This window comes from Nitratireductor indicus C115 (assembly GCF_000300515.1).
Lineage (GTDB): Bacteria > Pseudomonadota > Alphaproteobacteria > Rhizobiales > Rhizobiaceae > Nitratireductor > Nitratireductor indicus.
On sequence record NZ_AMSI01000007.1, the window covers coordinates 215,533 to 241,580 of the forward strand.

Annotated in this window: 26 protein-coding genes and 2 pseudogenes; 12 read left to right on the forward strand and 16 right to left on the reverse strand. The window is 59.0% G+C overall.

The annotated features are described in order from the left end of the window. Positions 1-25: 25 nt before the first annotated feature. The 9 genes and pseudogenes from NA8A_RS12230 to NA8A_RS25470 all read right to left on the reverse strand — a co-directional run. On the reverse strand, positions 26-256 hold the full coding sequence (locus tag NA8A_RS12230) for a DUF2274 domain-containing protein (protein WP_009450608.1): 231 nt from the start codon (positions 254-256) through the stop codon (positions 26-28). Next, positions 253-1,449 carry a TraB/TrbI/VirB10 family type IV secretion system protein gene (locus NA8A_RS12235; protein WP_009450609.1) on the reverse strand — a complete coding sequence of 399 codons (1,197 nt, stop codon included), beginning with the start codon at positions 1,447-1,449 and terminating at the stop codon, positions 253-255. Before NA8A_RS12235 ends, NA8A_RS12230 begins: the two co-directional genes overlap by 4 nt. Further along, complete coding sequence (gene trbG, locus NA8A_RS12240; RefSeq protein WP_040672538.1) at positions 1,449-2,486, reverse strand: P-type conjugative transfer protein TrbG; 1,038 nt, start codon at positions 2,484-2,486, stop codon at positions 1,449-1,451. The genes NA8A_RS12235 and trbG overlap by 1 nt, the downstream gene beginning before the upstream one ends. 20 nt (positions 2,487-2,506) lie before the next feature. Then, entirely contained in the window at positions 2,507-3,196 is a 690-nt protein-coding gene (gene trbF, locus NA8A_RS12245; protein ID WP_009450611.1) for a conjugal transfer protein TrbF, read from the reverse strand. Beyond that, a complete protein-coding gene (gene trbL, locus NA8A_RS12250) occupies positions 3,193-4,548 on the reverse strand; it encodes a P-type conjugative transfer protein TrbL (RefSeq protein ID WP_009450612.1) in 1,356 nt (451 codons plus the stop codon). Before trbL ends, trbF begins: the two co-directional genes overlap by 4 nt. Further along, the gene (gene trbK-alt / locus NA8A_RS12255) at positions 4,545-4,862 is read right to left on the reverse strand and encodes a putative entry exclusion protein TrbK-alt (protein ID WP_009450613.1); all 318 of its coding nucleotides are present in this window, start codon (positions 4,860-4,862) and stop codon (positions 4,545-4,547) included. The genes trbL and trbK-alt overlap by 4 nt, the downstream gene beginning before the upstream one ends. Before the next feature lie 12 nt (positions 4,863-4,874). After that, positions 4,875-5,615 (reverse strand): P-type conjugative transfer protein TrbJ, encoded by a 741-nt coding sequence (trbJ, locus tag NA8A_RS12260; protein ID WP_009450614.1) that lies wholly within the window; start codon positions 5,613-5,615, stop codon positions 4,875-4,877. Beyond that, positions 5,612-8,128 carry a conjugal transfer protein TrbE gene (gene trbE / locus NA8A_RS12265; protein WP_009450615.1) on the reverse strand — a complete coding sequence of 839 codons (2,517 nt, stop codon included), beginning with the start codon at positions 8,126-8,128 and terminating at the stop codon, positions 5,612-5,614. Before trbE ends, trbJ begins: the two co-directional genes overlap by 4 nt. Before the next feature lie 9 nt (positions 8,129-8,137). Continuing rightward, positions 8,138-8,215: pseudogene (locus tag NA8A_RS25470) on the reverse strand (VirB3 family type IV secretion system protein); the annotation flags it as partial. Between the two features lie 457 nt (positions 8,216-8,672). On the opposite strand from NA8A_RS25470, the gene NA8A_RS12270 reads away from it, so the two are divergent. After that, the gene (locus NA8A_RS12270; protein ID WP_276275401.1) at positions 8,673-9,305 is read left to right on the forward strand and encodes a TetR/AcrR family transcriptional regulator; all 633 of its coding nucleotides are present in this window, start codon (positions 8,673-8,675) and stop codon (positions 9,303-9,305) included. A gap of 44 nt (positions 9,306-9,349) precedes the next feature. Here NA8A_RS12270 and NA8A_RS12275 read toward each other — a convergent pair whose 3' ends face one another. The 7 genes from NA8A_RS12275 to NA8A_RS12305 form a co-directional block, all read right to left on the reverse strand. Continuing rightward, positions 9,350-10,030 carry a VOC family protein gene (locus NA8A_RS12275; RefSeq protein WP_009450617.1) on the reverse strand — a complete coding sequence of 227 codons (681 nt, stop codon included), beginning with the start codon at positions 10,028-10,030 and terminating at the stop codon, positions 9,350-9,352. A gap of 26 nt (positions 10,031-10,056) precedes the next feature. After that, a complete protein-coding gene (locus tag NA8A_RS12280) occupies positions 10,057-11,133 on the reverse strand; it encodes an ABC transporter substrate-binding protein (protein ID WP_009450618.1) in 1,077 nt (358 codons plus the stop codon). 36 nt (positions 11,134-11,169) lie between these two features. Beyond that, positions 11,170-11,916 (reverse strand): ABC transporter permease, encoded by a 747-nt coding sequence (locus NA8A_RS12285; RefSeq protein WP_009450619.1) that lies wholly within the window; start codon positions 11,914-11,916, stop codon positions 11,170-11,172. Between the two features lie 80 nt (positions 11,917-11,996). After that, complete coding sequence (locus NA8A_RS12290) at positions 11,997-12,791, reverse strand: ABC transporter ATP-binding protein (RefSeq protein ID WP_009450620.1); 795 nt, start codon at positions 12,789-12,791, stop codon at positions 11,997-11,999. Between the two features lie 183 nt (positions 12,792-12,974). Then, positions 12,975-14,462 (reverse strand): aldehyde dehydrogenase family protein, encoded by a 1,488-nt coding sequence (locus tag NA8A_RS12295; protein ID WP_202802943.1) that lies wholly within the window; start codon positions 14,460-14,462, stop codon positions 12,975-12,977. A gap of 241 nt (positions 14,463-14,703) precedes the next feature. Then, positions 14,704-15,459, reverse strand: a complete 756-nt coding sequence (locus NA8A_RS12300; protein ID WP_240532780.1) for a TetR/AcrR family transcriptional regulator — start codon at positions 15,457-15,459, stop codon at positions 14,704-14,706. A 36-nt stretch (positions 15,460-15,495) separates the two neighbouring features. Continuing rightward, entirely contained in the window at positions 15,496-16,434 is a 939-nt protein-coding gene (locus NA8A_RS12305; RefSeq protein ID WP_009450623.1) for an amidohydrolase family protein, read from the reverse strand. A gap of 164 nt (positions 16,435-16,598) precedes the next feature. On the opposite strand from NA8A_RS12305, the gene NA8A_RS12310 reads away from it, so the two are divergent. From NA8A_RS12310 to fic, 11 genes and pseudogenes are all read left to right on the forward strand, one after another. Next, positions 16,599-17,645: a C4-dicarboxylate TRAP transporter substrate-binding protein gene (locus NA8A_RS12310; RefSeq protein WP_009450624.1), complete on the forward strand. Its 1,047-nt coding sequence runs from the start codon at positions 16,599-16,601 to the stop codon at positions 17,643-17,645. Between the two features lie 5 nt (positions 17,646-17,650). Continuing rightward, a complete protein-coding gene (locus NA8A_RS12315; RefSeq protein WP_009450625.1) occupies positions 17,651-18,163 on the forward strand; it encodes a TRAP transporter small permease subunit in 513 nt (170 codons plus the stop codon). Between the two features lie 38 nt (positions 18,164-18,201). Further along, positions 18,202-19,476, forward strand: a complete 1,275-nt coding sequence (locus NA8A_RS12320) for a TRAP transporter large permease (RefSeq protein WP_338086164.1) — start codon at positions 18,202-18,204, stop codon at positions 19,474-19,476. 12 nt (positions 19,477-19,488) lie between these two features. Next, on the forward strand, positions 19,489-20,274 hold the full coding sequence (locus tag NA8A_RS12325) for a cyclase family protein (protein ID WP_009450627.1): 786 nt from the start codon (positions 19,489-19,491) through the stop codon (positions 20,272-20,274). Then, a complete protein-coding gene (gene kce, locus NA8A_RS12330; protein ID WP_009450628.1) occupies positions 20,271-21,203 on the forward strand; it encodes a 3,5-dioxohexanoate:acetyl-CoA acetone transferase in 933 nt (310 codons plus the stop codon). Before NA8A_RS12325 ends, kce begins: the two co-directional genes overlap by 4 nt. Before the next feature lie 10 nt (positions 21,204-21,213). After that, the gene (locus NA8A_RS12335) at positions 21,214-21,918 is read left to right on the forward strand and encodes a CoA transferase subunit A (protein WP_009450629.1); all 705 of its coding nucleotides are present in this window, start codon (positions 21,214-21,216) and stop codon (positions 21,916-21,918) included. Next, positions 21,918-22,547 carry a 3-oxoacid CoA-transferase subunit B gene (locus NA8A_RS12340; RefSeq protein ID WP_009450630.1) on the forward strand — a complete coding sequence of 210 codons (630 nt, stop codon included), beginning with the start codon at positions 21,918-21,920 and terminating at the stop codon, positions 22,545-22,547. Before NA8A_RS12335 ends, NA8A_RS12340 begins: the two co-directional genes overlap by 1 nt. A 28-nt stretch (positions 22,548-22,575) precedes the next feature. Further along, positions 22,576-23,103: a carboxymuconolactone decarboxylase family protein gene (locus NA8A_RS25475; RefSeq protein WP_074896757.1), complete on the forward strand. Its 528-nt coding sequence runs from the start codon at positions 22,576-22,578 to the stop codon at positions 23,101-23,103. After that, complete coding sequence (locus tag NA8A_RS12345; RefSeq protein WP_240532781.1) at positions 23,015-23,794, forward strand: zinc ribbon domain-containing protein; 780 nt, start codon at positions 23,015-23,017, stop codon at positions 23,792-23,794. The genes NA8A_RS25475 and NA8A_RS12345 overlap by 89 nt, the downstream gene beginning before the upstream one ends. 149 nt (positions 23,795-23,943) lie before the next feature. Next, a pseudogene (locus tag NA8A_RS24675) lies at positions 23,944-24,696 on the forward strand (IS5 family transposase). Positions 24,697-24,867: 171 nt separating this feature from the next. After that, positions 24,868-25,965: a protein adenylyltransferase Fic gene (fic, locus tag NA8A_RS12360; protein ID WP_009450638.1), complete on the forward strand. Its 1,098-nt coding sequence runs from the start codon at positions 24,868-24,870 to the stop codon at positions 25,963-25,965. Positions 25,966-26,048: the final 83 nt, after the last annotated feature.

Consider the following 26,048-nt stretch of genomic DNA (forward strand, 5'->3'; position numbering starts at 1 on the left):
CGAAACTGAAGCTACAAATCTCAACTCACGTATCGTGGATGCGGCGCTTTGTTTTGCTAAATTCGCGGTCGCTTGCCATGAATCTCTGGACCATCGGCACGATCAGCTTCCCCGGCTCTGGCGGTGACGCCTCCCTTTTCTCTCTCGCCAGGATCTCCGCATAGGCCTGCAGATCCCGAAACACCGCCGCAGGCAATTCGACAGTGATCTTGACCGGCTTGTCGTCCGGAATGACGGAGAGCTTCAGCTTGGTCATGACGGCTCCTTGCGTGACACATAGGGCTGCATCATTAGATCGCGATTGACGATAACGCGGACCGGAAACCCCGGCCGGATGGTCAGCGTCGGCTGAATATTGAGCTGCCGACCGACGATCTGCTGCCCGACATTAGCGGCCGTCCCTTGCGCGCTTTCGCGGATTGCCTGGGCGATCTGACTTTCCTGGCTGTTGCCGCCGATCTGTGTTCCAACGCCGAGCAGCGTGGAAAGGGCGGCCGCCTTGAACAACTGCCCCCAATGATAATCCACACCGTCTTCAAGCCCAGAAAACCCTTGCGGGTCGGCGCCGGGCAAGCGCTCCAGCACGATGGACGTGCCGTTCGGCATGACGACACGGTTCCAGACGAGAAGGACGCGCGACTGGCCGAAGGCGACCTGGCTGTCGTACTGGCCGATGAGACGTGAGCCCTGCGGAATGAGGAGAGCGGTTCCCGTCGGGCTGTCATAGACGTTTTCGGTGACCTGCGCGGTGATCGATCCCGGCAGGTCGGACTGGATACCGGTGATTAGGGCGGCGGCAATTACCGATCCGGCCTGCAGGATATAGGACGAGGCTTTTTTCTGCACCCGATCCGGACTGACGGTCTGCCGATCTGCCTCGGCATTGACGAAGGCGAGCTTGCGGTCCTGCATGTTCTGGACCGCCCCGGCGTCGAGCGCAGGCGTGGTACCAGGCTGCGTCAGCGTATTCGGATCGGCAGCATTAGCCTTGCCGTCGAGCACCGGCGCGGTTTCAGCACGCACACCATGACTGTCGGTGAACAGCTTGGCGACCCGTGCCGCCTCGATTTCCGCGAGACGCCGTTGTTCATCCGGATCTGCGCGCGGGATCTTAAGCGCAGGTACGGTCACGGGCTTGCCCTCTCCCTGCGCCTTCAGGATCGGCCGGCCGAGATCGCCGGGAAGTGCCGGCCCCAGCTTCGGAATGGCGGTGTAATCCTTCGGGAGGCTGGCAAGGCCGTCGGCTTCCGTGCGATTGTCGGTACTATAGAGTTCGGACGGGGCCTCACCCTTGCGCCGTGCGGTATCGAGGGCAAAGAACAAAGCGGCGGCGATCGCCAATCCGGAGACACCCCCAAGCCCGATCAGGACTTTCCGGGAGAGGCGCTTGACGCGGGGCGGCTCCGGCCGCAGCCGGAACGCCGCCTTGATATCCTTCTCCCCGGTCATCAATCGTTCTCCGACGGGAAGAGTACCGTTCTGCGTTTCGAGGGACGGCCGTCGGTGCGCACGATCCGCACCCGGCGCTGGCTCTCCTTGTCGCCGAGCCTGAGTTCAGCCGCGGCAAAGAGGCGATCGACGACATAGTAGTTCTGGCGGGCGCGGTAGTTGACGAGTTCGGAATTGCCCGACGCGCCGATGACGAAGAGCGGCGGCATTTCTCCCTGGGCGATGCCGGAGGGGAATTCGATATATACCTTTTTGCCGTCGTCGAAGACGCGAACGGGCCGCCAGGGGGCGCTGTCGCCCTCGATACGATAGCGGAAATTGAGCCTGGCGATATCGACGCCGGCGGCGACCGGCATGGTCTCAGCGGCTTGCGTGTTGCGGCGTTTCAGGGCAATCAGCTGGTCGGCGGGATATTGCCAGGAGACGGAAGCCATGTAGGTCTTTTCCGTCGAGCGCAGTTCGAGATGATAGGTGCGCAGATTGGTGTTGATGACAAGATTGGTCTCGATGTCGGGACGCGTCGGTTTCGCAAGAATATGCACCTGTTTGGTGGCGCCCGCGCCGCTTTCCGTATCGCCGATGATCCAGCGCACTGTGTCGCCGGCGGCAACCGGACCGGAGCCGACCAGTTCCTCTCCGGGCTCCAGCGCGATATCAGTCACCTGCCCAGGGGCTGCATAAACCTGGTAGAGCGCGCCGACGGTATAGGGATAGACCTGAACGGCATTGATGAAGCCGTCGCGAACCGGCTGCATGCGTGCGGCCGCGTTGGCCGCCGACACCCGGTCCTTCGGGTCCTTGGCTTCCGGCTTCTTCTTCGCATCCCCAACCGGCTTCAACTGGCCGGGCAGCGGCAGCGGCTTCGGCAGCTCGACGATTTTCACCGGGCCTACCGGATCGGTGATCTTCACTGCCGGCGCCGCGTCATCATAATTGATTTCTGGCGGGATATATTTGTGGGCGCAGCCGGCAAGCGCCGTTGCCGTCAGCAGCACTGAGCCTAACGTGACCGCCCTGCCCGGCCGACGTCTGTTCATGGACATTCCTGTTACCCCCGTCATTGCGAAAGCTCCTTCGACCAGTTGATGGCGTTGACATAGACACCGAGCGGATTGGCGCGCAGCCGGTCGGCATCGCGCGGCGGGGCGATGACCACGGTCAGGATCGCCGTCCAGCGTTCGGTGGATGAGAGTTGTCCGTTCTCGTAGCGGCGCTCGACCCAGGCGACGCGGAAGCTGTCAGGCGAGGCGCGAATGACGGACGAGACGTCTATGGCAATCTGGACCTTGCCGACCTTGGTGAAGGGATCGTTGGCGCGCGCATAATCGTTGAGCGCCACAGCACCCCGATCGGTCGTATACTGATAGGCGCGCAGCCAGTTCTGGCGAACGATCACCGCATCGGCGGGGATCGAGCGGACGTTCTCGACGAAGCGGGCAAGATGCCAGGCGATCTGCGGATCACTCGGTTTGTAATCGGCCATCGCCGGCGCCACGGCCTGGGCCTCACCAAGCTTGTCAATCTGCACGACCCAGGGCACGACGGTTCCACGGGTCGATTGCCAGACGAGGGCGCCTGCAAAGCTGCCGGCGAGCAGGAGCGAGCCGAAGGCCATCAGCCGCCAGTTCTTCGCCTGGACACGGGCCGAGCCGATGCGCTCGTCCCAGGCCTGGGCTGCCTTCTGATACGGAGTTTCGGGTTCGGGTGTGCGGGCGTAGCGCACGGAGGCGCGTTTGAACGGGTTCATCGACGGTCATCCTGATTGAGGGAAACGGACATGGAGCCGCCACCATGATCGCCGGAGCGGACGGTATGGGCAGCGGTGCTGACGCCATGATGGAACGCATTGCGGCGCTGCATCTTCGTCGCCCAAGGCGGCGGCGAAGAGGATCGCTGGATCTCGCCGGCCATTTCACCAGCCGAGCCGGGCGTACCCCCACCAATGTCGTTGCCGCCGCCGGTCGCCTTCCAGGCGGCCGACTGACCGGCCGCATAGCGCTCGCTAAGCGTGTCGCGGGAATGGCTCGTGGCATCCTTCGCCTTGTTGGCAACAAAGCCCGCGCCAGCCCTGGCCACACCGCCGATGCCAGCCGCAGCGCGGCCCACGCTGCCCGCACCCGAGGTGCTACTCGCAAGCCCATAGGCGGTGCTGGCGCCACCGGCGACGGCAGCGCCGCCTCGCATAGCGCCGCCGATCGCACCTGTGGCCATGCCCATTCCGGCGCGGGCGCCGACAAAACCGGCCGCACCCAGACCCGCGGCCGCCAGCCCGGTTCCGACGGCCGCACCCGCGCCAAGCTGCGGCGCCCCGGAGACGAGGCCTGTGGCGATACCGGGCCCGAAGATCGAAAGACCCATCAGCGCCAGTGCGCCAAGCACCAGCGACAGGGCTTCCGAGATCGTCGGCTGATCGGAGAACCCGGAGGTGAACTGGCCGAAGAGGCTGGAGCCAATGCCGACGATGACGGCGAGCACCAGGATATTGACGCCGGAGGCAACGATATTGCCAAGCACCTTTTCGGCGAGGAAGGCGGTCTTCTGGAAGAAGGCGAAGGGGATCAGCACGAAGCCGGCGAGCGTCGTCAGCTTGAACTCGATCAGGGTGACGAATATCTGGACGGAGAGGATGAAGAAGGCAACGATGACGATGGCCCAGGCGGTCATCAGCACGAAGATCTGCACGAAGTTCTCGAAGAAGCTCACATAACCCATCAGGTCGCTGGCTGCCTTCAGGATCGGGTTACCGGCATCGATGCCGACTTGCGCGACACGCCCCGGCTGCAGGAGTTCGGCAGCCGAAAGCGACGATCCGGCCGCCTTCAGCCCGAGACCGGAAAAGCTTTCGAAGACGATCTTCGCCAGATGATTGAAGTTGCCGATGATGAAGGCGAAGACGCCGATATAGAGTGTCTTTCTCACAAGGCGCTGCATGACATTCTCGTCGGCGCCCCAGGCCCAGAAAAGACCGGCCAGCACGATGTCGATGGCGATCAGCGTCGACGACAGAAACGCCACCTCGCCATGCAGCAGCCCGAAGCCGGAATCGATATAGGCGGTGAAGGTCTCCAGAAAACGATCGATGATGCCGGTGTTGTTCATGGCGCCACCGTGACCTCGGCGCCGGATGCCGGCGCGGACGGATGCGTGGTCGGCGACACCTGAAGGAAGCGCCGTCGGCTTTCCATCCAGGCCTTCCGGCAACCCGTGTCATTCAGGGCGTTCGTGCCGAGATCACGGCAATGGCGAAGCTCAGCGCGACCATCGACACCATCGGGGTCGCCGCCCGGATCGGCGGAGCGGAAGACGGGGGCCTCTTCCGCTCCGCGCGGCCGGCCCACTGCCATGAGCGTCGCGGTCAATCCCGCTCCAACGGCAAGGACGGCAATCATCCGGGCGGCGATCTTCAGGTCCATGGGGCGTGCTCCTCAATCGTGGAACATGCGGACGGACGACGGATTATAGGCAGTGCCCGCCATGAAGCGGCTGAACTGTTCGCGGGCCTGTTCCTGCGCTGCCGCCTCACGGGCCTTTTCAAGCGCGTCGGCTCGACCTTGTGCTGCCAGCATGGCGGTGAGGTCCGCCATCTGTTTTGCCTGCGCCGCCTGCAGGACGCCGACCGCCGACTGACTGGCACTGACCAGTTCCGAAGTCTGGGCTTGTGTATCCTCAATCCCGTTGACGGCCGCGGCACCGGTCTTCAACGAATCCTCGAAGGCCGACACCGATCGCTGCCAGCGTCCGCGCGCGGCCGTCACCAACTGCTCGCCATTCTTGCCGGCGGCGAAGGTTTCATAGGTCTGGCTGAACTGCTGGTCGATGGTCTGGACGTCGTAGGCAATCTGTTCGGCCTGATCGAGCAGGCTCTTCATCTGAGAGAAATTGCCCTCGATCTCAGACAACATCGATGTCGGCAGGCTGGTGAGATTGCGCGCTTGGTTGATCAGCATCTGCGCCTCGTTCTGCAGCGAGGTGACCTGGTTGTTGATCTGTTCAAGCGAACGCGCCGCGGTCAGAAGATTCTGGGTGTAGTTGGTCGGGTCGAAAACGATGAAGGCGAAGGCCGGCTTCGGCGCCAGGGTGACGCCGAACGGAAGAATCACGGCTGCGCCAAGCGCAACGGCAAGCGCGCGGCCCGCTGGTGTGTAAACGGGCGCGGAACGGATCATGGCATGATCTCCTCGTCGGATGATGGGGAAAAGGTGGGAGCATCGCCGGCCTCACCGTCCGCCGACGGAACGATGTTGGTAAGGACGGGAACAAGATCGGCGGCCCAGCCGAGACCGCGAGCCGTCAGCCAGGCCTCCAGGAAGCGCGGCTGCTCACCGGCTTCGATCAGCTCGTTCATCGCCGCATGCGCCGCCTTGTCAGATGCTCCACAGAGCGAAAGCGCGACATCCCCGAGGCCCAGTTCGAACAGGCGATTGCCGCGCCGGGACTGGCAGTAATAATCCCGCTTCGGCGTGGCCCGCGCGACGATCTCGATCTGACGGTCGTTCAATCCGAACTGCCGGTAAACGCCGGCAATCTGCGGTTCGATGGCGCGCTCATTGGCCAGGAAGATGCGGGTCGGGCAGCTTTCCACCAGCACCGGCGCGATCGGCGAGGCTTCGATGTCGGCAAGCGACTGGGAGGAGAAGACGACGCTGACATTCTTCTTGCGCAGCGTCTTCAGCCATTCCTTGATCTTTGCGGCAAAGCCGCCATCGTCCAACGCCCGCCAACCCTCGTCAATGATGAGGAGCGTGGGCCGCCCGTCAAAGCGGGCCTCAATGCGGTGGAAGAGATAGGACAGCACGGCGGGCGCGGCCCCCGTTCCGATCAGGCCCTCGGTCTCGAAGGCCTGGACGGAGGCATCGCCCAACCATTCCATTTCCGCGTCGAGCAGACCGGCATGGGCACCGCCGATGCAATAGGGCTTGAGCGCCTGTTTCAGGCGGGTCGACTGCAGAAGCACGGTCAGGCCGGTAATGGTGCGTTCGCTGACCGGCGCGGACGCCAAGGATGTCAGGGACGTCCAGAGATGCTCCTTGACCTCGGGCGTGATCGCGACGCCCTCACGGACCAGAATATCGACCAGCCAGTCCGCGGCCCAGGCGCGCTCCAGCGTGTCGTGAATGCCGGCGAGCGGCTGCAATGCCACCATGTCGAGAACGGATATGGATTCCGAGATCGCACCACCCAGATCCTGCCAGTCGCCGCCCATGGCAAGGGTTGCCGCTCGGATCGAGCCGCCGAAATCGAAGGCAAACACTTGAGCGCGATCATAGCGGCGGAACTGCAACGCCATCAGTGCAAGGAGCACTGATTTCCCCGCCCCCGTCGGACCAACCACCATCGTATGCCCGACATCGCCGACATGGAGTGCGAAGCGGAACGGGGTCGCGCCTTCGGTCCGCGCATAGAAGAGCGGTGGGGCATCGAGATGCACGTCCCGCTCCGGCCCCGCCCAGACCGCCGAGATCGGGATCATATGGGCAAGGTTCAGGGTCGAGATCGGCGGCTGGCGGACATTGGCATAGACGTGCCCGGGCAGACTGCCGAGCCAGGCCTCGATCGCGTTGACGGTCTCGGCAATGCAGGTGAAGTCGCGGGACTGGATGACCTTCTCGACAAGCCGCAGCTTTTCTTCGGCGATCCGTGGATCGGCGTCCCAGACGGTGACGGTGGCGGTGACATAGGCCTGACCGATCTCATCGGAGCCGAGATCCTGGAGTGCGGCATCCGCATCGGCCGCCTTGTTGGCAGCATCGGTGTCTGTCAGCACCGATTGTTCGTTGGTCAATACCTCCTTCAGGATCGCAGCGATCGACTTGCGCTTGGCAAACCATTGCCGGCGGATTTTGGTGACGAGGCGCGTTGCGTCCGTCTTGTCGAGCATGATTGCTCGGGTCGACCAGCGATAGGAGAAGGCAAGGCGGTTCAGATCGTCGAGAATGCCCGGAAAGGTGATGGTCGGAAAGCCGATCACAGTCAACGTACGCAGATGCTTCTCGCCAAGGCGCGGCTCGAGACCGCCGGTCAGCGGCTCGACGGCCAGCAACGCATCGAGATGCATCGGGGTTTCCGGAACCTGGACACGCTGGCGCGTGGTTGAGACGGTCGAGTGCAGATAGGTGAGTGTTTCCGCGTCATCGAACCAGTCGGCCTCCGGGACAAAGCCTTCGAAGAGGTGCAGCACCCGGTCGGTGCGATCGACGAAGCTCTTGAGGAATTCCCATGGATTGACGCCGAATTGTTCGCGGCCCTCATAGAGCCAGCCTTCCAGGCGCGAGGCCTCTTCGGCCGGCGGCAACCAGACGAAGTTCAGGAAATAGCTACTCTCGAAGAGGGACGCGTTCGCGTCGCCCTCCCCCTCGAACTGTTCGCGGCGTTCGATATCGATCAGCGCGGATGCGGGATCGGCGAACAGGCTTTGGGGATAATGGCTGGCGGGATTGCGCTGCGCCTCGACGAAGACCGCCCAGCCGGAGCCGAGACGCCGTAGCGCATTGTTGAGGCGTGCAGTGACGGCGACGAGTTCGGCCGGCGTGGCGCTGTCGAGGTCCGGCCCACGAAACCGCGCTGTGCGCTGGAACGAGCCGTCCTTGTTGAGGACGACGCCCGGAGCAATCAGGGCTGCCCAGGGCAGGAAATCGGCAAGGCTTTCATTTCTCCAGCGGTATTCTGTGAGGTTCAGCATGGTCAGACCTCACACGCCCATATGCGCCGGATAGCGCAGGTGCCGGCGGCCCACGTCGATGAACTGTGCGTCGCGCCTGGCCGCCCAGAAGATGTTGCATCGACGTGATATTGGCGGGCGATGTCAACACCAAGGGGGATTGTGAGATAAAGCTCTCCCGTAGCCAAGACAGCGCAACCCATCATCAGGAGAACAAACACGATAGAACGAATATTCATGATCAATCCTCAAACGCGAACACCTCCCTTCCCAAGATATGCACTGCATAGTGCAGTGCAGTCAACACAAAAGCGACAACTCTCCCTTTGGCGGTTTCGTTCACATTGTGGGGCCGAAGATTGATCCAGAAGTGAGACGGACGGTCTACCTGAGACGTTGCTCCGACGTTCGACGTCTGAACGAAGCGCGTGGTTTTGTCAGTTGAGGCAACTTGCACGCTTGAGTGCAATGCACTAGGTAATTATGGCGCTCAATCCTACATTTTATGGGATCAATCGAATTGATGAAAAGCATTGCTGTTTCGACGGCGACGAACAAATCGCCAATGAGGTCCAGGGACCAGGGACCCTCCAAACGTGAAGCGATTCTGGATGCAGCGACGCGGATATTCCTCACTCATGGCTATGAGGGAGCCAGCATGGATCTTGTCGCGCAAGAGTCGGGCGCAGCGCGCCGCACCGTCTATAATCAGTTCGAAAGCAAGGAGGTCCTTTTCAACGCCGCGGTGGAGCGGGTATGGCGGGATATGCCCGTTGTGAGCATCATGTCCGATGAAGCCGCCCTCGAGGATCCAGCTCTTGGCCTCAGAAAAGTGGGGCTGCTGATCGCGGATTTCTGGACTCCAGATCAAGCGGTGGCTTTTGTACGCATGGTCATCAGCGAGAGCAATCGCTTCCCGGACCTCGCTGAAAATTTTGTACGACTTGGGAAGATGCCGGCACTTCGGGCCTTGATCGACTATATCAGCGCGATGAACGGCCAAGGGATCATCAATGTCCAAGATCCCGATCTCGCCGCCCGGCAGTTCGTGGGACTCGTCAATGAACCGCTGCTTTGGTACCGTGTGATCGGTGTCGGTGGCGCACCCTCGAAGGACCGACGCCAGCAGGTCGTCGAAGAGGCTGTTGCCACGTTCCTCGCACGTTACAGTGCGAAAGGAACCGCCGCCGCATCATGATCCATGGCGGCGGCGCGTTGGAAGATCGATTGACCTTTGCCTGGCTAGAGTTTTCCCGTTGTTCCCGGCATCACGGGACGACGAATGATGGCCTCACCACTGTCAGTGCGAATGCCCATTGCATGGAGCCCCGGCTTGCCACCGTTGAACCGTAAGCCGAGCCGAGCGGCATCCATGCCAAGATAATCGCTCATTTCCGCAGCGCTACCTCCGAGTTCCATCCAGGCAATGCCGCGGGCGATCGTGGTTCCATATTGCGGCTGAAGCCGACCTGCGTGCTCTGATCTGTCTTCAATGTAGAAAAAATTGGGCAGGCCCGCTTTCCAGGCACGGGATGTGTCAGGCGTGCGCGCCGAGTAACCCATCGATCCGTCCGCCCGCATGCGCATCGTTCCCTCGAAAACGTCGCTTCCCAGGCGTCGAGCGATTGCGTCCAATTCCGCCCGAGAGTCGACGCGGGCGCACCAACCTATAAAACAATCGCCGTCCCGGGTCGCCTCGTGGAAAAATTTGGCGACTGGATGTCCCGCCTCAACGGCGTGGGCATCGATCACCCCTTCCACCTCGATATAGGTATCACCGCCGGTGGGTAAGATCCGGTTGGCAAGCCGGTACTCAGGAAACCATCCTCCCTCGGCATTGCCCAATCCGGTTTCCTGAGTCAGACGGTGAGTCGACTCCCAGAAGTTCCGCGCGCCCAGGCAAATATGGTCGATCTCGATCATCGAATATGCTCCTCGTCGTAAATTTATCAGTAGCCTTCACACTTCGTCGCTTGGGCGACGACGTCATCTTTGGAAAAGTCATTGATTCGACTGTAGAACGCTGGATCGTCCGAGACGAACCGCGCAGGATCGACGGGGGTCTCGATCAGGCCGTTCTTGTGAAGGAACTCCTGAAGCTCCCCAAGTCCAGCTACGGCCGGTTTTCCATGAAGTTTCCCGCCTGAGGCCTCGAAAGGCAGACGTCGCTCTTCAAGCATGCTCTTGAGGATTTCGGTGTCTTGCGCAAGGGTCGTGCTCCGGTCAGGGGCCCAGTTCTTACGGTATATTTTCGCGACGCATTCGGGGTTCGCCTCGGCAAAGACCTGTGCCATTGCCACGCCGCGCGCGAGCGTCTCGACCATTTTCGCATCAGTCTTGAGGGCGTCCTTTGTCGCGACAAAGCCGTAGTCCGGAAAGCGCAACCATGCGTCGTCGTAGATAAAGTTCACTTTGCCGCCCAGCGCCTGGTAGGTGGCGATTTCCGGCGTGAAAGTCAGACTCGCGTCAACTCTACCGGACCGCAACATCTCCTGGGCCTGAGCACCCATGCCGATGACGATCTTCTGTACGTCGCGATTGGGATCCATTCCGTTTTTGGCAAGCAACGAATCGAGATACATGGAGCCACCCGACCCGCCGACCGCCAGGCCGACTTTCTTTCCTTTGAGGTCTTGCGGCTTCGTGATGCCGCTCGACTTTTCCGTGATGACCCTCCAGAGACTATTCGTCATCACGGCTGCCATGCGAATGTCAGAAAGTCCTTTTGCATCGACAACCATCCAAGGTGTCGTGTTCATCATTCCAACGCTCGCGCTTTTGCCAATGATTCCTTGGACCGCAGCGCTGGAGCCGGGCATGTATTGCACCTGCACGTCATATCCGGCGTCGCGCCACCAGCCCATTGCAAGTGGCACATACAGTTCATAGACCGCCTGAATCATCAGCGGGTTGCCGATAACGAATGGCACCGTGCGGGGCTTTTCGGCAGCCCCGGCTTCACTGCCGATTGCGAAAAGGACGGCGGTTGTAAGAAGTAGTCCTGCTAGATGACGTTTGGCGAGCATTGTCATTCCCCCGAGTTGTGTTGAAGATGGATTTAATCAACGGCGCAGATCGTTCGCCCAGAAGACGATTTTCCGGCCCAAAAGCTGCACGGTAGCGCTGAGGATGGCTGCGATAACAGTGAGGCACAGCACCCCTGCGAAAACGCCTGCCGTGTCCATTGCAAATCCCGCACGGACGATAAGCGAGCCAAGGCCTTCTTGCGCCCCAACGAATTCGGCGACCACCGCACCAATGACACTGAGCGTGACCCCAACATTCAGACCCGCCACAACGAAACTGCCGGAATTGGGTAGGGTCAGATATCGAAATCGCTGCCAGCGTGTCGCGTTATAGATCATGAACAACTCGCGTTGTTCATGGGCGACCGAGCGCAGACCCGCCACCGTATTGATGAAGACCGGGAAGAACGTGATCAGGCCGACGATGAGGACCTTTGAGGAAAGGCCATAGCCAAACCAGACGACAAAAAGTGGGGCTATCGCCACCTTGGGAATGGCCTGGAGGGCGACAACATATGGCGATAGAATCCGCTCCACAGCCCGCCATTCCGCGACAGGCACCGCAAGGGCAAATCCGAGGGCGGAACCAACGACAAAGCCGATCAGCACCTCCTGCAACGTGATGAAAGTATTGGGAAGGAGATAGCCTTGCACAGCGCCTTGATAAAGGGATACAGCAATCTGGCTTGGGCGAGGAAGTAGAGCTGGGCTCACCCCCGTTGCTGGAATGAGAATCCATTCCCATACAGCAAGGAACAGGATGAACAGTGCAATGGCCAGCATCGTGACGCGGTCGAAGCCGCTCGATAATCTCCGGTTGCGCTTGGTTTTAGCTGGCCGCATAGCCATGGATACTTGATCAGTCACGCCGCACGCTCCTCAGCCTCGAAGTAGCCGCGGACATGGCTGACATAGCCCCCAAACTCCGCAGAGTTGACCATGTCGAGGGTTCTTGGCCGAGGTAGATCCACCTTGATGACTTCGACAACTCTTCCGGGACGAGCGGCCAAGACAACCATATAGTCGGCGAGGAACACTGCTTCTGAGATCGAATGGGTGACAAAAACGACAGTCTTGTCGCCCGCCATCCAGAGGCTCTGAAGCTCCACCTGAAGATGATCCCGGGTCATGGCGTCGAGTGCGGCAAATGGTTCGTCCATGAGCAGCACGGAGGGATTGTGCACAAGCGCTCGACAGATTGCGACACGCTGCTGCATGCCACCGGAAAGTTCACCTGGATACTTCCTCTCAAACCCTTCGAGCCCGACAAGACGGATATACCGCGACGCAGTTTCACGGGCTTCTGCTCTGCTCAATTTGCCAAGATCGGCCGCAAGCGTGGCATTCTCAAGCACGGTGCGCCAAGGCAAAAGGACCGGCGACTGAAAAACCATGCCGACCTGGTTCGTCGGCTTTTCCACTGCTTTTCCTCCAAGCAATACGTCGCCACTGGTCTTTTCGATAAGCCCGCCGATCAGCCGCAGGAGCGTGCTCTTTCCGCATCCGCTTGGGCCCAAGAGAGTGACGAATGCGCCTTTTGGGATCTGAAGTGAAACGTCACGCAATGCAGTGACGATGTCACCGGACATGGTCTCGAAAGATTTTGTGACGTGGCGGAGCGAGATAAAGTCCGAAACTCCATTTTCAATTGAATTCATTGTGTTCCCATTTTTCTTGGTTGGCGCGGCAATGGTTGGATCATCATGGGTGATCACCGCGCGATGCACTGCATGGTGCAGTCTAGTAATGCACTGCATCATGCAGTGCAGTCAAGCGTTTGTTTCTCGAATGCGGGTTGCTTGGAGAGCGGCAAAATTGGCCGCTCTTCCTGATCCAGCTTCTCAGCGGCCGAAAATATCCGTGACAGCCTTCCATTCCGGAACCGGAACTCTCCCGGTCGGGGTCCGTATCGCCTTTGAATAGGTGAATTCGTTCAGCGTTGCCGCGGCATGCTCACGCCCGTAGCCGCTCGATTTTGTGCCGCCGAACGGCGTGCCGATAACGATACGATTGTAGTTGTTGACGAAAACGATTCCCGCCTCCACCCGCCGAGCCATACGATTGGCGAGTTCCTGATCTCTCGAATAGATGCCGGCGACCAACGCGAACTGCGTCCCGTTGGCGATTTCGATTGCATCGGCTTCGTCTTTGAACTTCATCACGCAGGTGACGGGACCGAAGATTTCCTCCTGAGCAACGCGCATCTTCGAGGTGACATTTGTGAAGACAGTCGGTGGAACGAAATAACCCTGTTTTAGCCTGGGATCATCAGGTAGCTTGCCTTGCGCAGCAATGGTGGCGCCCTCCGATTGGCCGATGCGGATGTAGCTTTCAACCTTTTCCTTTTGTGCCCGCGATACGACAGGGCCGACGTGGGTCGTTTCCAGTGCGCCGTCTCCAGTCGTCAGCCTTTCGGTAGCTGCGCAGAAACGCTCGACGAACGCATCATGAACGTCCTGGTGAACCAGAATGCGCGAAGCGGCCGTGCATGCCTCACCTTTGTTGAAGAAGGCTCCGTCAACCGCATCGCGCACAGCTTGGTCGAGATCCGCGTCGGCCATGATGATAAATGGGTTCTTACCGCCAAGTTCGCACAGAACCGGTACATGGCGTTCGGCCGCCGTCTTCAGAACGGCCGTGCCTGTTGAAGGCGCACCCGTGAACGAGATCTTGCGCACCAGCGGGTGCTGCGTCAGTGCTTGCCCGACCGCCGGCCCTATTCCGGTCACGCAATGAAGGACGTCCTCCGGCAGCACTTCGTTGAGAAGATCTACTATGCGCATGATCGTCAGCGGTGCCTGGTCTCCTGGTTTCACGACGATCGTGTTTCCTGCGGCAAGAGCCGGCGCAACCTTTGCGCCGGTGTGAATGGGCGGCCAGTTAAAGGGAATAATGCCGGCGACCACGCCGAATGGTTCACGCACTGTCGCCGACGTCACAAAACCGAGATCCAGATATTCACCACCGCTTTTGCCGGCCAGCGCACCAAAGAAGGCAAAGGAACCCGTCAGACTGGCAACGTCGAATTGCAACGCATCGCGTACTGGCTTTCCATTTTCCCGAGAGACAAGTTCGGCAAGTTCCTGAGCATGGTTCTCCAGATGCTTGCCTGCCGCCATGAGCATGGCACCACGTTCGCGTGCAGACCGTTCGCGCCAATGCCCTAAGAACGCAGCATGCGCAGCGGAGACGGCCTTACCAACTTCTGCAACTCCGCTTCCCTGAACATGGGCAATGATTTCGCCGGTCGCCGGATTATCGACATCGAATAGGTCATTAGAACTTCTCGACGACCATCTCGAATTGATAGTCGGAACAGGTGTCGTCAACATTGGACTTTCCTCTGAAACAGCGCGTAATTCGACATTCGCGCGGAAAGCCCCCGATCTTCGTTCAGAGTGCTGGAATTCAGGAGCGGTCCGCTATCACCACACCGCCGGCATTCAACCTTCTAAGGTATGCGGCGAAGACGATACATTGCACTATACAGTGCAGTGCAATTCGGTCAAGTGTGCTGATCGAAGAACTTTCGTATCGTTTAGAAAGAAGCGGCTTTCTGGAGGAACCAAGCTACGATTTGGCAGCCGGGGCCATCTTGAGCAGTCCACCACACACAAAAAGATTGATCTTTCGCAGCAGAAGCTCCACGTCGCTATCGTCGCAAATCCCGTTCGACAATCTTGCCGTGCGGCCGGTGCGCGCCATCATGGTCATGCCAACACCGATCGAGAACATATACGCCCAGACAGCGTCCTCCCGCGAAATCCCCGGGAGCACCTTTTCAAACGCGCTGATGAAACGCAGGGCTGTGCTATCGTAGTGTTCAGCAATCAGGTCCTTGGTATGAGGATCATCCGAGTTAGCAGACGCCGCCAGAATCCTTGAAAAGAAGTTGCCGAAGCGATCGGGGTCATGACCGAGTTCAACGGTGGGTCGAAACAAGGCATCGATCAACTGTGGCAGGTCAGGAATGGCACCGTCAGCGAACAGGCGATCGAGATGGCGGCCTCGTTCCCGGTTGATCTCAGTTGCACGAAAGGAAAAAATCTCATCGAACAGTTTTTCCTTCGTTCCAAAGTGGTAGTGCAGGAGGGCTTGCGAAACGTTCGCCTCCTTGGCTATGTCACGCATGCTGCTGCCATCATACCCGCTTCTTGCGAACACGCGTTCGGCTGCCAACATGATTGCTTCGCGATTATCCGGAGCAGGTCCGCTGACGGAACGAGAAGGGGATGCTTTCATGATTGAGGGGACTCTGCTGCTTAACTGATCAGTCAGACCATACCCGCCCGCTCCCTTCACAGTCAACGAATGTTCTGCTGCCAACTTTTCGCCTCCCGGAACGGACCACAGCCCGTGGAGCTAGGGAAGACGCAGGACACGGCGGGCGTTTCCGTTGAGGATCAATAGACGTTGCTGCTCGTTTAATGGCGCCGCATCGATCCAATCTCGACCAGCACGGTTAGCCACGTAAGGCCAGTCCACCGAGAACATGATACGGTCTGCTCCCATCTCACTCAGTGCGCAAATCAGCGCCGCGTCTGAAAAATTGCCGCTCGTTGTAATGTGGAAATGACGAAGGAAACGCTCACGGAAAAAGCGCTGGCCACCGTTGTTGCGAGCTAGCGATTCATCAATTCGTTCCAGCAGAAACGGAATTGCTTCCCCCATGTGACCGAGAATGAGTTGTAACTTGGGGAAAAGCTCGGGAATCCGCCCCAGCATCATGCGAATGGCGATCACCATTGTCTCGGCGGTAAATCCGGCTGCGGCCATTCCAAACATCGGAAAACGCTCCGTCCAATCAGCGTAATAGGCCTGCATCACGGCAGGATGGGGAAAGGACGGATGGAGATAGATCGGCACGCCGAGACGTTCGGCTTCCGCATAGAGCGAGAAATGACTCTCGTCATCTGGAAAGGCGCCATTCGTCAGACCATGCAGCATCGCCCCACGGAAGCCCAACGTTTCGACGGTGCGTGCCAGCTCACGGGCAGCCGCCTCTGGTGCTGTCATCGGCAATGAGGCGAAGCCAGCAAACCGTGCGTTCCCGCCTATGGCGGCAGCGAGGTGATCGTTGATCCTCTCCGACCAGGAGCAAGCTTCGTCGGCGGGTAGCGACTGCGCCGCGCCGGGGGCGTGGGACAGAACCTGAATCTCGATGCCTGCAGCATCCATATCGGGCAGCCTACTTTCGAGAGGACCGGTCAACGCGTCTACCGGCCCAGCAACACCGAAACGCGCCGCGAATTCTGGATGTGCAAAATGTTCTTCAAGTGCAATGGCTTGAGCCCTGGGCATCCGATGATCCTCCTCATACGAACGGCATTCCTGATCACGAACTTAACATCTCCGCTCAAAAAGTGCATTGACTAATCGATCAGTCAGGATATTTTTCCTGGGCCGACGGGAGGTCGGCTGTGCTGCCACGAGAACGTGCGGCACTCTTGAGGGAGGATAAAACTATGCGACTCGTTGTTGCATTGCTGGCCACTATGGCTGCGAGTTCTGCTTGGGCCGATACCATCAGCGCCACGGTTGTCGCGGGACACCCTGAAGTATTCCGATGGGTGAAAATGTTTCCCGCAGCCTTCGAACCGGCAGTGCAAAAAGCGCTTGAAGGAACCGGGCACCAGATCAGCTTCAGCAACCAATTCGGCGGGTCGATCGCTGGGGTTGGCGAAGAACTTGAAACGGTCGAGGATGGTCTGGCCGAAATCGGCATCATCCAGAGCCTGTTCGACCCGGCAAAGATGCCGCTTCAAAACGTCACCTATTACACACCCTTCGTCAGCCCAAACCCCCGGACGGTCAACGAGTTGATGAACGAACTGGTGCTTACGGACCCTCGGCTGCAAGCCGCCTTCACCCAGCACAACATTGTGCCTTTAGGCGGACCACTGGCAATCGACGACTATCTTCTATTGACGACGTTTCCGGTGAAGTCGCTCGATGACCTCAAGGGACGAAAAATTGCCACAGCTGGCGCCGCCGTCAGTTGGCTTGACGGCACAGGGGCGGTTGGCGTGTCTGGCCAGATCCCGCTTTATTACAACGACATCAAGACCGGCGTGTACGACGGCGTCATCCTGTTTGCCACCGCGGCATTGCCTGCCAAACTGCACGAAGTCGCGCCATACATCACGCGCGTCGGATTCGGTGCACAGTATGCGGGTGAGATCGGGGCCAATGCGGAATGGTTCAAAAGCCAGCCTCCAGAGGTCCAGAAGGCGCTGCGTGAGGGGGCCAAGGCAGCGGGTGACTGGTACCTGCGCTCGCTAGAGGAAGGCACGGATGCAGCCTTGGCGAAAATGGCGGCGGAAGGTGCACACATCACTATCGCTTCTGAGGACATGCGAAAGGCCTGGGCGAAGGGGATGAAGAATATCGCCCAGGAATGGGCGAACAAGGCCGATACCAGTGGCCTGCCCGGCACGGAAATCTTGAAACTGTACATGGACCGCATGCGCAACGCCGGCGTGAAGCCGCTTCGCGACTGGGACAAGGAATAACGGGCATGACCGGTTCTTTGAAAGCAGTCACACGCGCGCTCGATGTCGTGATCGACGGCATGAATCTTGTCGGTTCGTTGTTGATCGGAGGATTGGTTCTCCTGGTCAGCACAGACGTCGCTTTACGAAATATCGCCAATAGCCCCCTGATCGGCGTACCGGAAATCGTGGCGCTCTCCATTGTGGGCATCGTATTTCTGCAACTGCCTTACGCGATGCGGGAGAACCGGCTTACCCGTTCCGATGCAATTCCGGACATGCTCGTCCGTCGCAATCCGAGCCTTCACCGTTGGATGGAGGTCATATTCAATCTGGTGGCACTGGTTGTCGTTGCCCTCATCCTCGGATTCACCTGGCCGCTGGCCGAAAAGGCCTTCGCGAACAACCTCTTCATAGGCGCGACCGGCACATTCACCGCGCCGTTATGGCCGGTGCGGATCGCTGTCATTGTTTCCTGTGTCGTTATGCTCTTGCAGCTCTTGCGGCATGTCTCAAGACAAATGGGAGGTCGGCAATGACACCCTTTGACATCGGTCTCATTTGCATAGCGGTTCTGGTGGTGCTGGTTCTGGCCGGGCTCTACGTACCGATCGCTTTAATCGCGACCTCTTTCTGCGGCGTCTGGGCGATCAAGGGCTCACCCATATTGGCCGGCAAGATGCTGGGATTGGCAGTCAACGATTCCATAGCGAGCTACTATTTCGGGATCATCCCGCTCTTCGTGCTCATGGGATTTCTCGTGGCTGAAAGCGATCTTGGACAGGATGCCTATGATGTCGCCAACGCTGTCCTTGGTCGCCTGACCGGCGGGCTCGCCATGGGCACGGTTGGCGCCAACGCCATCTTCGCCGCTATTACCGGCATTTCCATCGCCTCGGCCGCAGTCTTCACCAGGGTTGCGGTGCCGGAAATGGTGCGTCACGGCTACACCCGCCGTTTCGCCGTTGGCGTGGTCGCGGGCTCGTCGGTGCTAGGGATGCTTATCCCGCCCAGCCTCCTGCTCATCCTTTATGCAGTTTTGACAGAACAATCGGTCGGCGACCTCTTCCTGGCCGGAATCGTGCCTGGCCTGCTGCTGGCAACTATCTTCTGCCTGCTGATCATGGCGATGATCATCTTGCGCCCGAGCTTCACTGGAAAGCACGATCACTCCGCCACAAAGAAGGAAACCGCTCTCAGTATTGCCCGTAAAGCTTTCCCTATCCTTCTCTTGATCGTCTGTGTGCTGGGAGGAATATACGGCGGAGTGTTCACGCCCGTTGAGGCGGGCGCTATCGGTTGCGTTGGCGCGTTTATCCTGGGTCTCGCGAAGCGCAAGTTGACCCTCCGGCGGCTGCGCGTCGTGCTCCTTGAGACCGGCATCATTACGGCGACCATCTGTTTCCTCATTATTGCGGCCCAGATGTATTCTCGAATGCTGGCATTCTCGCAGGTCCCGCAGGAATTCGGCGCGCTCATCGCGGGATCTGACATGGGATTTCTCCCAGTGCTTCTGCTTTATCTGCTTGCGGTGATTCTGCTGGGCATGATTCTCGACAGCTCATCGATCATGCTCATCATGGTGCCGATCATGCTGCCGATTCTCGCGCAGCTCAATGTCGACCTGATCTGGTTCGGCATTCTGACAGTGGTGGCTGTCGAAATGGGCCTCCTGACGCCTCCGTTCGGGATATCCGTATTCGTCATCAAGGCGACATTAAACGATCCATCAGTGGGACTGGGCGAGATATTTGCCGGAGCGTTTCCGTTCGCCCTGTCGATGCTCATCGCTGTTGGCCTGTTGATAGCCTTCCCGGGTATCGCCACCGGTATTCTTACACTTAGCCCGTGAGACCTCCACCTAATGCAAAGATTCATTGATCTCTCCGTCACGCTCGAAGCGGGACTCCCGTCCGATCCAGCTTTCATGTTGCCTCAGATTGAGTACTTCCAACACGACGAGACAGCCGACCAGATTACCTCATTTTTTCCCGGTCTCACCGTCGATGATCTCCCGGGTCGGGAAGGTTGGGCGATCGAGAAACTAACGCTCTGGACGCACAACGGCACCCATCTCGACGCCCCATTCCATCACCATTCGACCATGAACGGCGGAGCCCACGCGATCACAATTGATGAGGTACCATTGGAATGGTGCTTCGCGCCCGGCGTGAAGCTCGACTTCCGCCACTTTCCCGACGGATATGTCGCCACACCGAGGGATGTTGAGGGTGAACTGCTGCGTATTGGGCATGAGTTACGCCCTGGCGATATCGTGTTGGTCAATACTGCAGCTGGCGGCCGCTACGGCCATGACGACTATCTTTCCCGCGGCTGCGGCGTCGGGCGGGCGGCGACGGAATGGCTCCTTGAACGGGGGATACGCGTAACAGGAACAGATGCCTGGTCCTGGGACGCGCCATTTTCGCATACCGCGAAAACCTGGGCCGAAACCCATGACCCGTCGATTATCTGGGAAGGGCATCGCGCCTCCATGACGACGGGATATTGCCATATGGAAAAACTTGCAAACCTGGATCTACTCCCATCGAGCGGGTACCAGGTCTCCTGCTTTCCATTCAAGATCAAGGGCGCCTCGGCCGGTTTCATCCGGGCAGTTGCCATTCTCGACGAAGCGGAGACGAAATGACCAAGAAGCAACGCACGATCATCACATGCGCCATTACCGGTGCAATTCATACGCCGACCATGTCGGATGCTTTGCCTTACACCGCAGACGATATTGCAGCTCAAGCGATCGAGGCGGCGGAGGCGGGCGCCGCGATCCTGCATCTCCACGCGAGGCGTCCTCAAGACGGCGGCGTGACGATTGAACCGAATGCCTTTGCCGCTTTTCTGCCACGGATAAAGCAAGCAACCGATGCCGTCATAAATATTTCGACGGGCGGCAGCCTGAAGAACACGATCGAAGAACGCATCGCACCAGCGCTAAAATTCTCGCCGGAGATGTGCTCGATGAACATGGGAAGCATGAACTTCTCATTTCATCCACTCGCAAAGCGTTACGATACCTGGAAATTCGACTGGGAGCGGGATTATGTAGCTCAATCGGATACATATATCTTCCGCAATACCTTTGCCGACATCGAGAATGCAGCGAAGGCACTTGCCCCCCATGGCATAAAATTCGAACACGAATGCTACGATGTGGGCCATCTCTACAACCTGCGCTTCTGCATGGACATCGGCCTGTTCAAGGCGCCCATCTTTATCCAGTTCATCTTCGGCATCCTGGGTGGCATAGGCCCGGAAATTGACAACCTCATCTTCATGAAGCGCACTGCCGACAGGCTCTTTGGCGATGACTATCACTGGTCTGTTCTCGGCGCAGGTGCCGCACAGATGAGCCTCGCGACAACCGCGAGCCAAATGAAGGGAAATGTTCGCGTTGGCCTTGAAGACAGCCTGTTTATCAGCCGCGGGAAGCTGGCCGAAAGCAATGCGCAGCAAGTCACGAAAATCCGCAGGATCATCGAAGACCTTGGATGCGAGATCGCCTCGCCCGATGAAGCGCGAGAAATCCTCGGCCTGAAAGGTGCCGACAGTGTCGCGTTCTGAAGAGGACCCAATGACAAAAACCTACACTGATGCCGATGCGGCTCTCGACGGACTGCTATTCGACGGCATGACCATTGCCGCTGGTGGCTTCGGGCTCTGTGGCATTCCTGAACTCCTGATCGAAGCCTTGCGTCGAAGTGGAGCAAAGAACTTAACCGTCGCGTCGAACAATTGCGGAGTCGATGGCTTCGGCCTCGGGGTTCTCCTTAACACAAGACAGATCAGCAGGATGATCTCGTCCTATGTAGGTGAAAACGCCGAATTCATGCGCCAGTATCTCTCAGGCGAACTGGAGCTGGAATTCAACCCGCAAGGCACATTGGCCGAGCGAATGCGTGCGGGCGGTGCAGGCATTCCCGGCTTCTACACGGCAACGGGTGTCGGCACCATCGTTGCCGAAGGCAAGGAGCACAAGGAATTCAATGGACGAGTGCACATTCTCGAGACCGGCATCATCGCCGACCTCTCGATTGTGAAGGCGTGGAAAGCCGACCCTTCCGGAAATCTGATCTTCCGCAAGACCGCGCGAAACTTCAATGTGCCGGCGGCAACTTGCGGCAAGGTATGCGTCGCTGAGGTCGAGGAAATCGTGCCGCTAGGCAGCCTCGACCCGGATCACATCCACCTTCCCGGCATATACGTTAATCGAATTGTCTCAGGGGTACACGAGAAGCGCATCGAACAGCTCACCGTTCGTCCGAAGGAGGTGGCCTGATGCCTTGGGATCGAAACCGCATGGCTGCGCGCGCAGCGCAGGAACTTCAGGACGGATGGTATGTAAACCTCGGGATCGGAATTCCGACGCTGATATCAAATCACATCCCAACCGGAATAGCTGTCACGTTGCAATCGGAAAACGGGATGCTGGGAATGGGGCCGTTCCCCATTGCAGGTGAAGAAGATCCCGACCTCATCAACGCCGGCAAGCAGACCATCGCTGAACTGCCGCAGACCGCCTACTTCGACAGCGCGACATCCTTTGCGATGATCCGTGGAGGTAAAATCGACATGGCAATTCTTGGCGCCATGGAGGTGTCTGAAGAAGGAGACCTTGCGAACTGGATGGTCCCGGGCAAACTCGTGAAGGGGATGGGCGGGGCCATGGATCTTGTGGCGGGCGTAAAACGCGTAGTGGTGGTCATGGACCATACCGACAAGGCAGGAAGATCCAAAGTCTTAAAATCTTGTACTCTGCCGCTGACCGGCAAAGCCGTTGTCGATCGCATTATCACAGATCTGGGTGTCCTCGATGTCGTCCCTGGCGGCTTGAAGGTCGTGGAGTTGGCTGACGGGATCTCCTTGGGCCACCTCCGCGCGGCGACGATGGCGAGCCTTCTAAACTAGCGGAAGCGATGCATGGCTGGGATATCAAATGATGTATGAGGAACTCTATAATGTTGGAATGCCCATCCGGCGTGAGGTTCTTGGCGACGAGTATGTCGACAAATCCCTTGCCTCTGCTGAGCAAGATGAACTGCGTCAGGCGCTGCAACAGGCGGTTACGGCGCTTGGTTGGGGCGCGACATGGTCACGCAAAGGGCTGGACCTGAAAACGCGCAGTCTGATCACAGTCGCCATGCTGATTGCATTGAACAGGCCACGCGAATTGGAAACACACCTTCGCGGAGCGCTAAACAACGGCGTCACCGATGCGGAGTTACGGGAACTCCTGTTGCACGCCGGATGCTATTGCGGTTGGCCGGCGGCGTCGTGTTTTGCCGGGCGACAATCTGAACCTGAACAATCGCCGGCGCCCGAAGCACCTATTCACCGGCCTCATCAAATGCGGCTGTTGCGGTGGCGGCTATTCGATGATCTCGAAGGACATGCTCGGATGCACGAACGCCCGCACAAAAGGCACCTGCGACAACCGCCTCAATATCCGCCGCGACGTGCTTGAAGCAGCCGTCCTGAACGGTCTCGACAAGCATCTCATGGAACCCGATCTGTTCAAGGCGTTCTGCGAGGATTTTACGCGCGCGGTCAATACGGCGCGGATGGAAGCGCGGGCATCATTGGATTCGGCGGAAGCAGAGATCAAGCGTATCGATCGCGAACTCGACACGCTTCTCGACCTGATATTGAAAGGCGGCGCAGCGGATCGCATCAACGCCAAGATGGTCGCCCTCGAGCAGCGGAAGAAGGAATTGTCTTCGATGCTCGCCGCGACCGAGGACCCGCCTGCCCTGCTGCACCCGAACCTCGCAAAATTCTATCACAGGGAGATTGCCACCCTCCACATGCAGCTTGGCAATGAGGAGACGCGGGCGCATGCGGCGGAAAGGATCCGCACGCTGGTCAGCCGGATCGATCTCGTCCCAGACAGTGAAGAACTGGCGATCGTGCTGCGCGGTGACCTGGCGGCGATCCTGACCTTTGCCTGCGGCAAGAAGAACCCGGCATTTCTGGCTGAGGCCGAAGTGCTCGAGGGGCTGCTTCGTAGTTCGGCGGGCGCTGGCGTTCAGAAACGCAAAAAGCCCCGTGGAGGGGCTTTGAGTGGATCGCAGGGATCATTGGTTGCGGGGGCGCGCAACCAAACGATACTTGCGATTGGGCGAATACCAAATCCCGAAGCTCGCTGCATAGCGTAACACTGTTCTATTTACAGCAGTTGCGTCATCAGCCATTCCCAGAAATTTCCAGGCGAACAGCTTTACAACCGGTGATCTTGCCCAACTGGGGTCAGCATCTATCAATTTGATTTGAGGTGTGATTCACGGTCTCCGAGAAGGAGGCCTTGATGGATGATCTATTTTGCCTGAGCGAACGCCAGAAGGCGCAGATATCGCCGTTCTTCCCGTCGTCGTATAGAGTTCCCCGGATCGATAACCGGCAAATGGTGAGCGGCATCATCTATGTGATCCGCAACTGCTTGCATTGGAAGGACTCGCCTTCGGCGTATGGGCCGCACAAGACGCTCTACAACCGCTTCGTCCGTTGGAGCCTGATGGGGTGTTCAACCGCATCTTCGCGGGGCTGGCCGGAGAAAGACCAAAGCCCGAGCGTATCATGATCGATGCGATGCATCTGAAGGCTCATCACACGGCGGCGTGCCTGCTTAAAAAGGATGTTCCCCGTCGTATCGGGCGAACCAAGGGCAGGCTGAATTCGAAGCTCCACACAGTCTGCGACGATGGCGGACGACCGATCATTCTGCTCCTGTCTGAAGGCCAGATGAGCGATCACAAGGGTGCCCGGTCTCGTGCTCGGCGCCTTGCCGCCGGCCTCTCATCTCATCGCCGATCGCGGCCATGACAGCGCATGGTTCTGAGAGCAACAGAAAGCCAGTGGCATAGAGCCCTGCATTCCGTCGAGCCGCAGCCGCAAAATTCCCTATGCCTACGACAAGGCGCTCTACCGCCAGCGCCACAAGGTCGAAAATCTCCTCGCCAAGCTCAAGGACTGGCGGCGCAATGCCACCCGCAATGACCGATGCGCCCACACCTTCTTCTCCGCAATCTGCATCGCAGCCGCCGTCATCTTCTGGCACTGATCAATGAGTCCTGAGCCTAGCCATTTCTCCAACACATTTCAGCCTGCCACCACAGTTCTTGCGCCGTAAACGACATGTCGATATATTCCACAAAAATCGACACATTGTCCTGATCTGTCGATAACATCGACACGTCAGTTTCGCATGTCGATCAGAACGCAGGTTATAGACATGAGCTTCCGCCCAGACCGTCCGTTCAACGACCTCCCTGCCCTGCCGCCAGTACGGGATATCGAAACCAAAGCCGTGCTGAAAGCCTGCATTGAGGCGCGCGCCGCTCTGGCGGAGTTGCGAATCTCCGGGCAGATCATCCCCAATCAGGCGGTGCTGATCAACTCCATCCCCCTGCTCGAAGCCCAGGCGAGCTCCGAAATCGAAAACATCGTCACCACCACCGACCGGCTGTTCCGCTTTGCCAACGATGCGGGCGGTCAGGCCGACCCGGCGACCAAGGAGGCGCTGCGCTATCGCACCGCCCTGAACCGCGGCTTCGGGATGCTGAGGCAGCGCCCGCTCTCGACAGCCATCGCGGTCGAGGTCTGCCGCACCATCAAAGGTGTCGAACTCGACATTCGCAACACGCCCGGCACCGCCTTGATGAACGACGCCACCGGAGCCGTGATCTATACTCCGCCGGAAGGCGAAGACTTGTTACGTGCGAAACTTGCCAACTGGGAACGTTATATCCACGAGGCCGAGGATACCGACCCGCTGATCCGCCTCGCGGTGATGCATTATCAGTTCGAGGCCATCCACCCTTTCGTCGACGGCAACGGCCGCACCGGGCGCGTACTGAACCTGCTCTATCTGGTGGACAAGGGGCTGCTGGATATCCCGGTGCTCTATCTCAGCCGGCACATCATCCAAAACAAGGCGCTCTACTACAGGTATCTGTTGGAGGTCACCACGCACGGGGCGTGGGAACAATGGCTGCTGTTCATGATCGAGGCCGTCAGGGCAACCGCGCTTTGGACCACGGCGAGGATCCAGACGATCCGCAATCTGCTGGAGCAGACCGCCGCGCGGATGCGGCAGAAACTGCCCAAGGTCTACTCCCACGAACTGGCCGAACTGATCTTCGTGAACCCCTATTGCCGGATCAGCGATCTTGTCGATTCCGGTGTCGCCAAGCGACAGACTGCGGCAGTCTACCTAAAGGCGATGGTCTCCGAGGGATTGCTTGAGGAGGTGAAGGCCGGACGGGAGAACCTCTACATCAATCCCGCCCTGCTGACGCTGCTATCGGAACGTGGTCAGGCAAACGCCTGACCGGGTGGCAGTTGCGCTCCGAATGATGAGGTCTCGGGTTCAAGCCCCGGTGGGTGCGCCATTTTCCTCAGACGGAGCTCACA

Excerpts from the sequence above, each read along its gene's own strand:
- NA8A_RS12275 (WP_009450617.1), bottom strand. The coding sequence starts at position 10,030 with ATGATCGAGATCGACCATATTTGCCTGGGCGCGCGGAACTTCTGGGAG.
- NA8A_RS12270 (WP_276275401.1), top strand. The coding sequence starts at position 8,673 with ATGAGGTCCAGGGACCAGGGACCCTCCAAACGTGAAGCGATTCTGGAT.
- trbL (WP_009450612.1), bottom strand. The coding sequence starts at position 4,548 with ATGAACAACACCGGCATCATCGATCGTTTTCTGGAGACCTTCACCGCC.
- trbG (WP_040672538.1), bottom strand. The coding sequence starts at position 2,486 with ATGAACAGACGTCGGCCGGGCAGGGCGGTCACGTTAGGCTCAGTGCTG.
- NA8A_RS25475 (WP_074896757.1), top strand. The coding sequence starts at position 22,576 with ATGATGTATGAGGAACTCTATAATGTTGGAATGCCCATCCGGCGTGAG.
- fic (WP_009450638.1), top strand. The coding sequence starts at position 24,868 with ATGAGCTTCCGCCCAGACCGTCCGTTCAACGACCTCCCTGCCCTGCCG.
- NA8A_RS12290 (WP_009450620.1), bottom strand. The coding sequence starts at position 12,791 with ATGAATTCAATTGAAAATGGAGTTTCGGACTTTATCTCGCTCCGCCAC.
- NA8A_RS12305 (WP_009450623.1), bottom strand. The coding sequence starts at position 16,434 with ATGCCCAGGGCTCAAGCCATTGCACTTGAAGAACATTTTGCACATCCA.
- NA8A_RS12235 (WP_009450609.1), bottom strand. The coding sequence starts at position 1,449 with ATGACCGGGGAGAAGGATATCAAGGCGGCGTTCCGGCTGCGGCCGGAG.
- NA8A_RS12335 (WP_009450629.1), top strand. The coding sequence starts at position 21,214 with ATGACAAAAACCTACACTGATGCCGATGCGGCTCTCGACGGACTGCTA.
- NA8A_RS12325 (WP_009450627.1), top strand. The coding sequence starts at position 19,489 with ATGCAAAGATTCATTGATCTCTCCGTCACGCTCGAAGCGGGACTCCCG.
- trbK-alt (WP_009450613.1), bottom strand. The coding sequence starts at position 4,862 with ATGGACCTGAAGATCGCCGCCCGGATGATTGCCGTCCTTGCCGTTGGA.
- kce (WP_009450628.1), top strand. The coding sequence starts at position 20,271 with ATGACCAAGAAGCAACGCACGATCATCACATGCGCCATTACCGGTGCA.
- NA8A_RS12315 (WP_009450625.1), top strand. The coding sequence starts at position 17,651 with ATGACCGGTTCTTTGAAAGCAGTCACACGCGCGCTCGATGTCGTGATC.
- trbE (WP_009450615.1), bottom strand. The coding sequence starts at position 8,128 with ATGCTGAACCTCACAGAATACCGCTGGAGAAATGAAAGCCTTGCCGAT.
- NA8A_RS12285 (WP_009450619.1), bottom strand. The coding sequence starts at position 11,916 with ATGCTGGCCATTGCACTGTTCATCCTGTTCCTTGCTGTATGGGAATGG.
- trbJ (WP_009450614.1), bottom strand. The coding sequence starts at position 5,615 with ATGATCCGTTCCGCGCCCGTTTACACACCAGCGGGCCGCGCGCTTGCC.
- NA8A_RS12280 (WP_009450618.1), bottom strand. The coding sequence starts at position 11,133 with ATGCTCGCCAAACGTCATCTAGCAGGACTACTTCTTACAACCGCCGTC.
- NA8A_RS12310 (WP_009450624.1), top strand. The coding sequence starts at position 16,599 with ATGCGACTCGTTGTTGCATTGCTGGCCACTATGGCTGCGAGTTCTGCT.
- NA8A_RS12345 (WP_240532781.1), top strand. The coding sequence starts at position 23,015 with ATGATCTCGAAGGACATGCTCGGATGCACGAACGCCCGCACAAAAGGC.
- trbF (WP_009450611.1), bottom strand. The coding sequence starts at position 3,196 with ATGAACCCGTTCAAACGCGCCTCCGTGCGCTACGCCCGCACACCCGAA.
- NA8A_RS12230 (WP_009450608.1), bottom strand. The coding sequence starts at position 256 with ATGACCAAGCTGAAGCTCTCCGTCATTCCGGACGACAAGCCGGTCAAG.
- NA8A_RS12340 (WP_009450630.1), top strand. The coding sequence starts at position 21,918 with ATGCCTTGGGATCGAAACCGCATGGCTGCGCGCGCAGCGCAGGAACTT.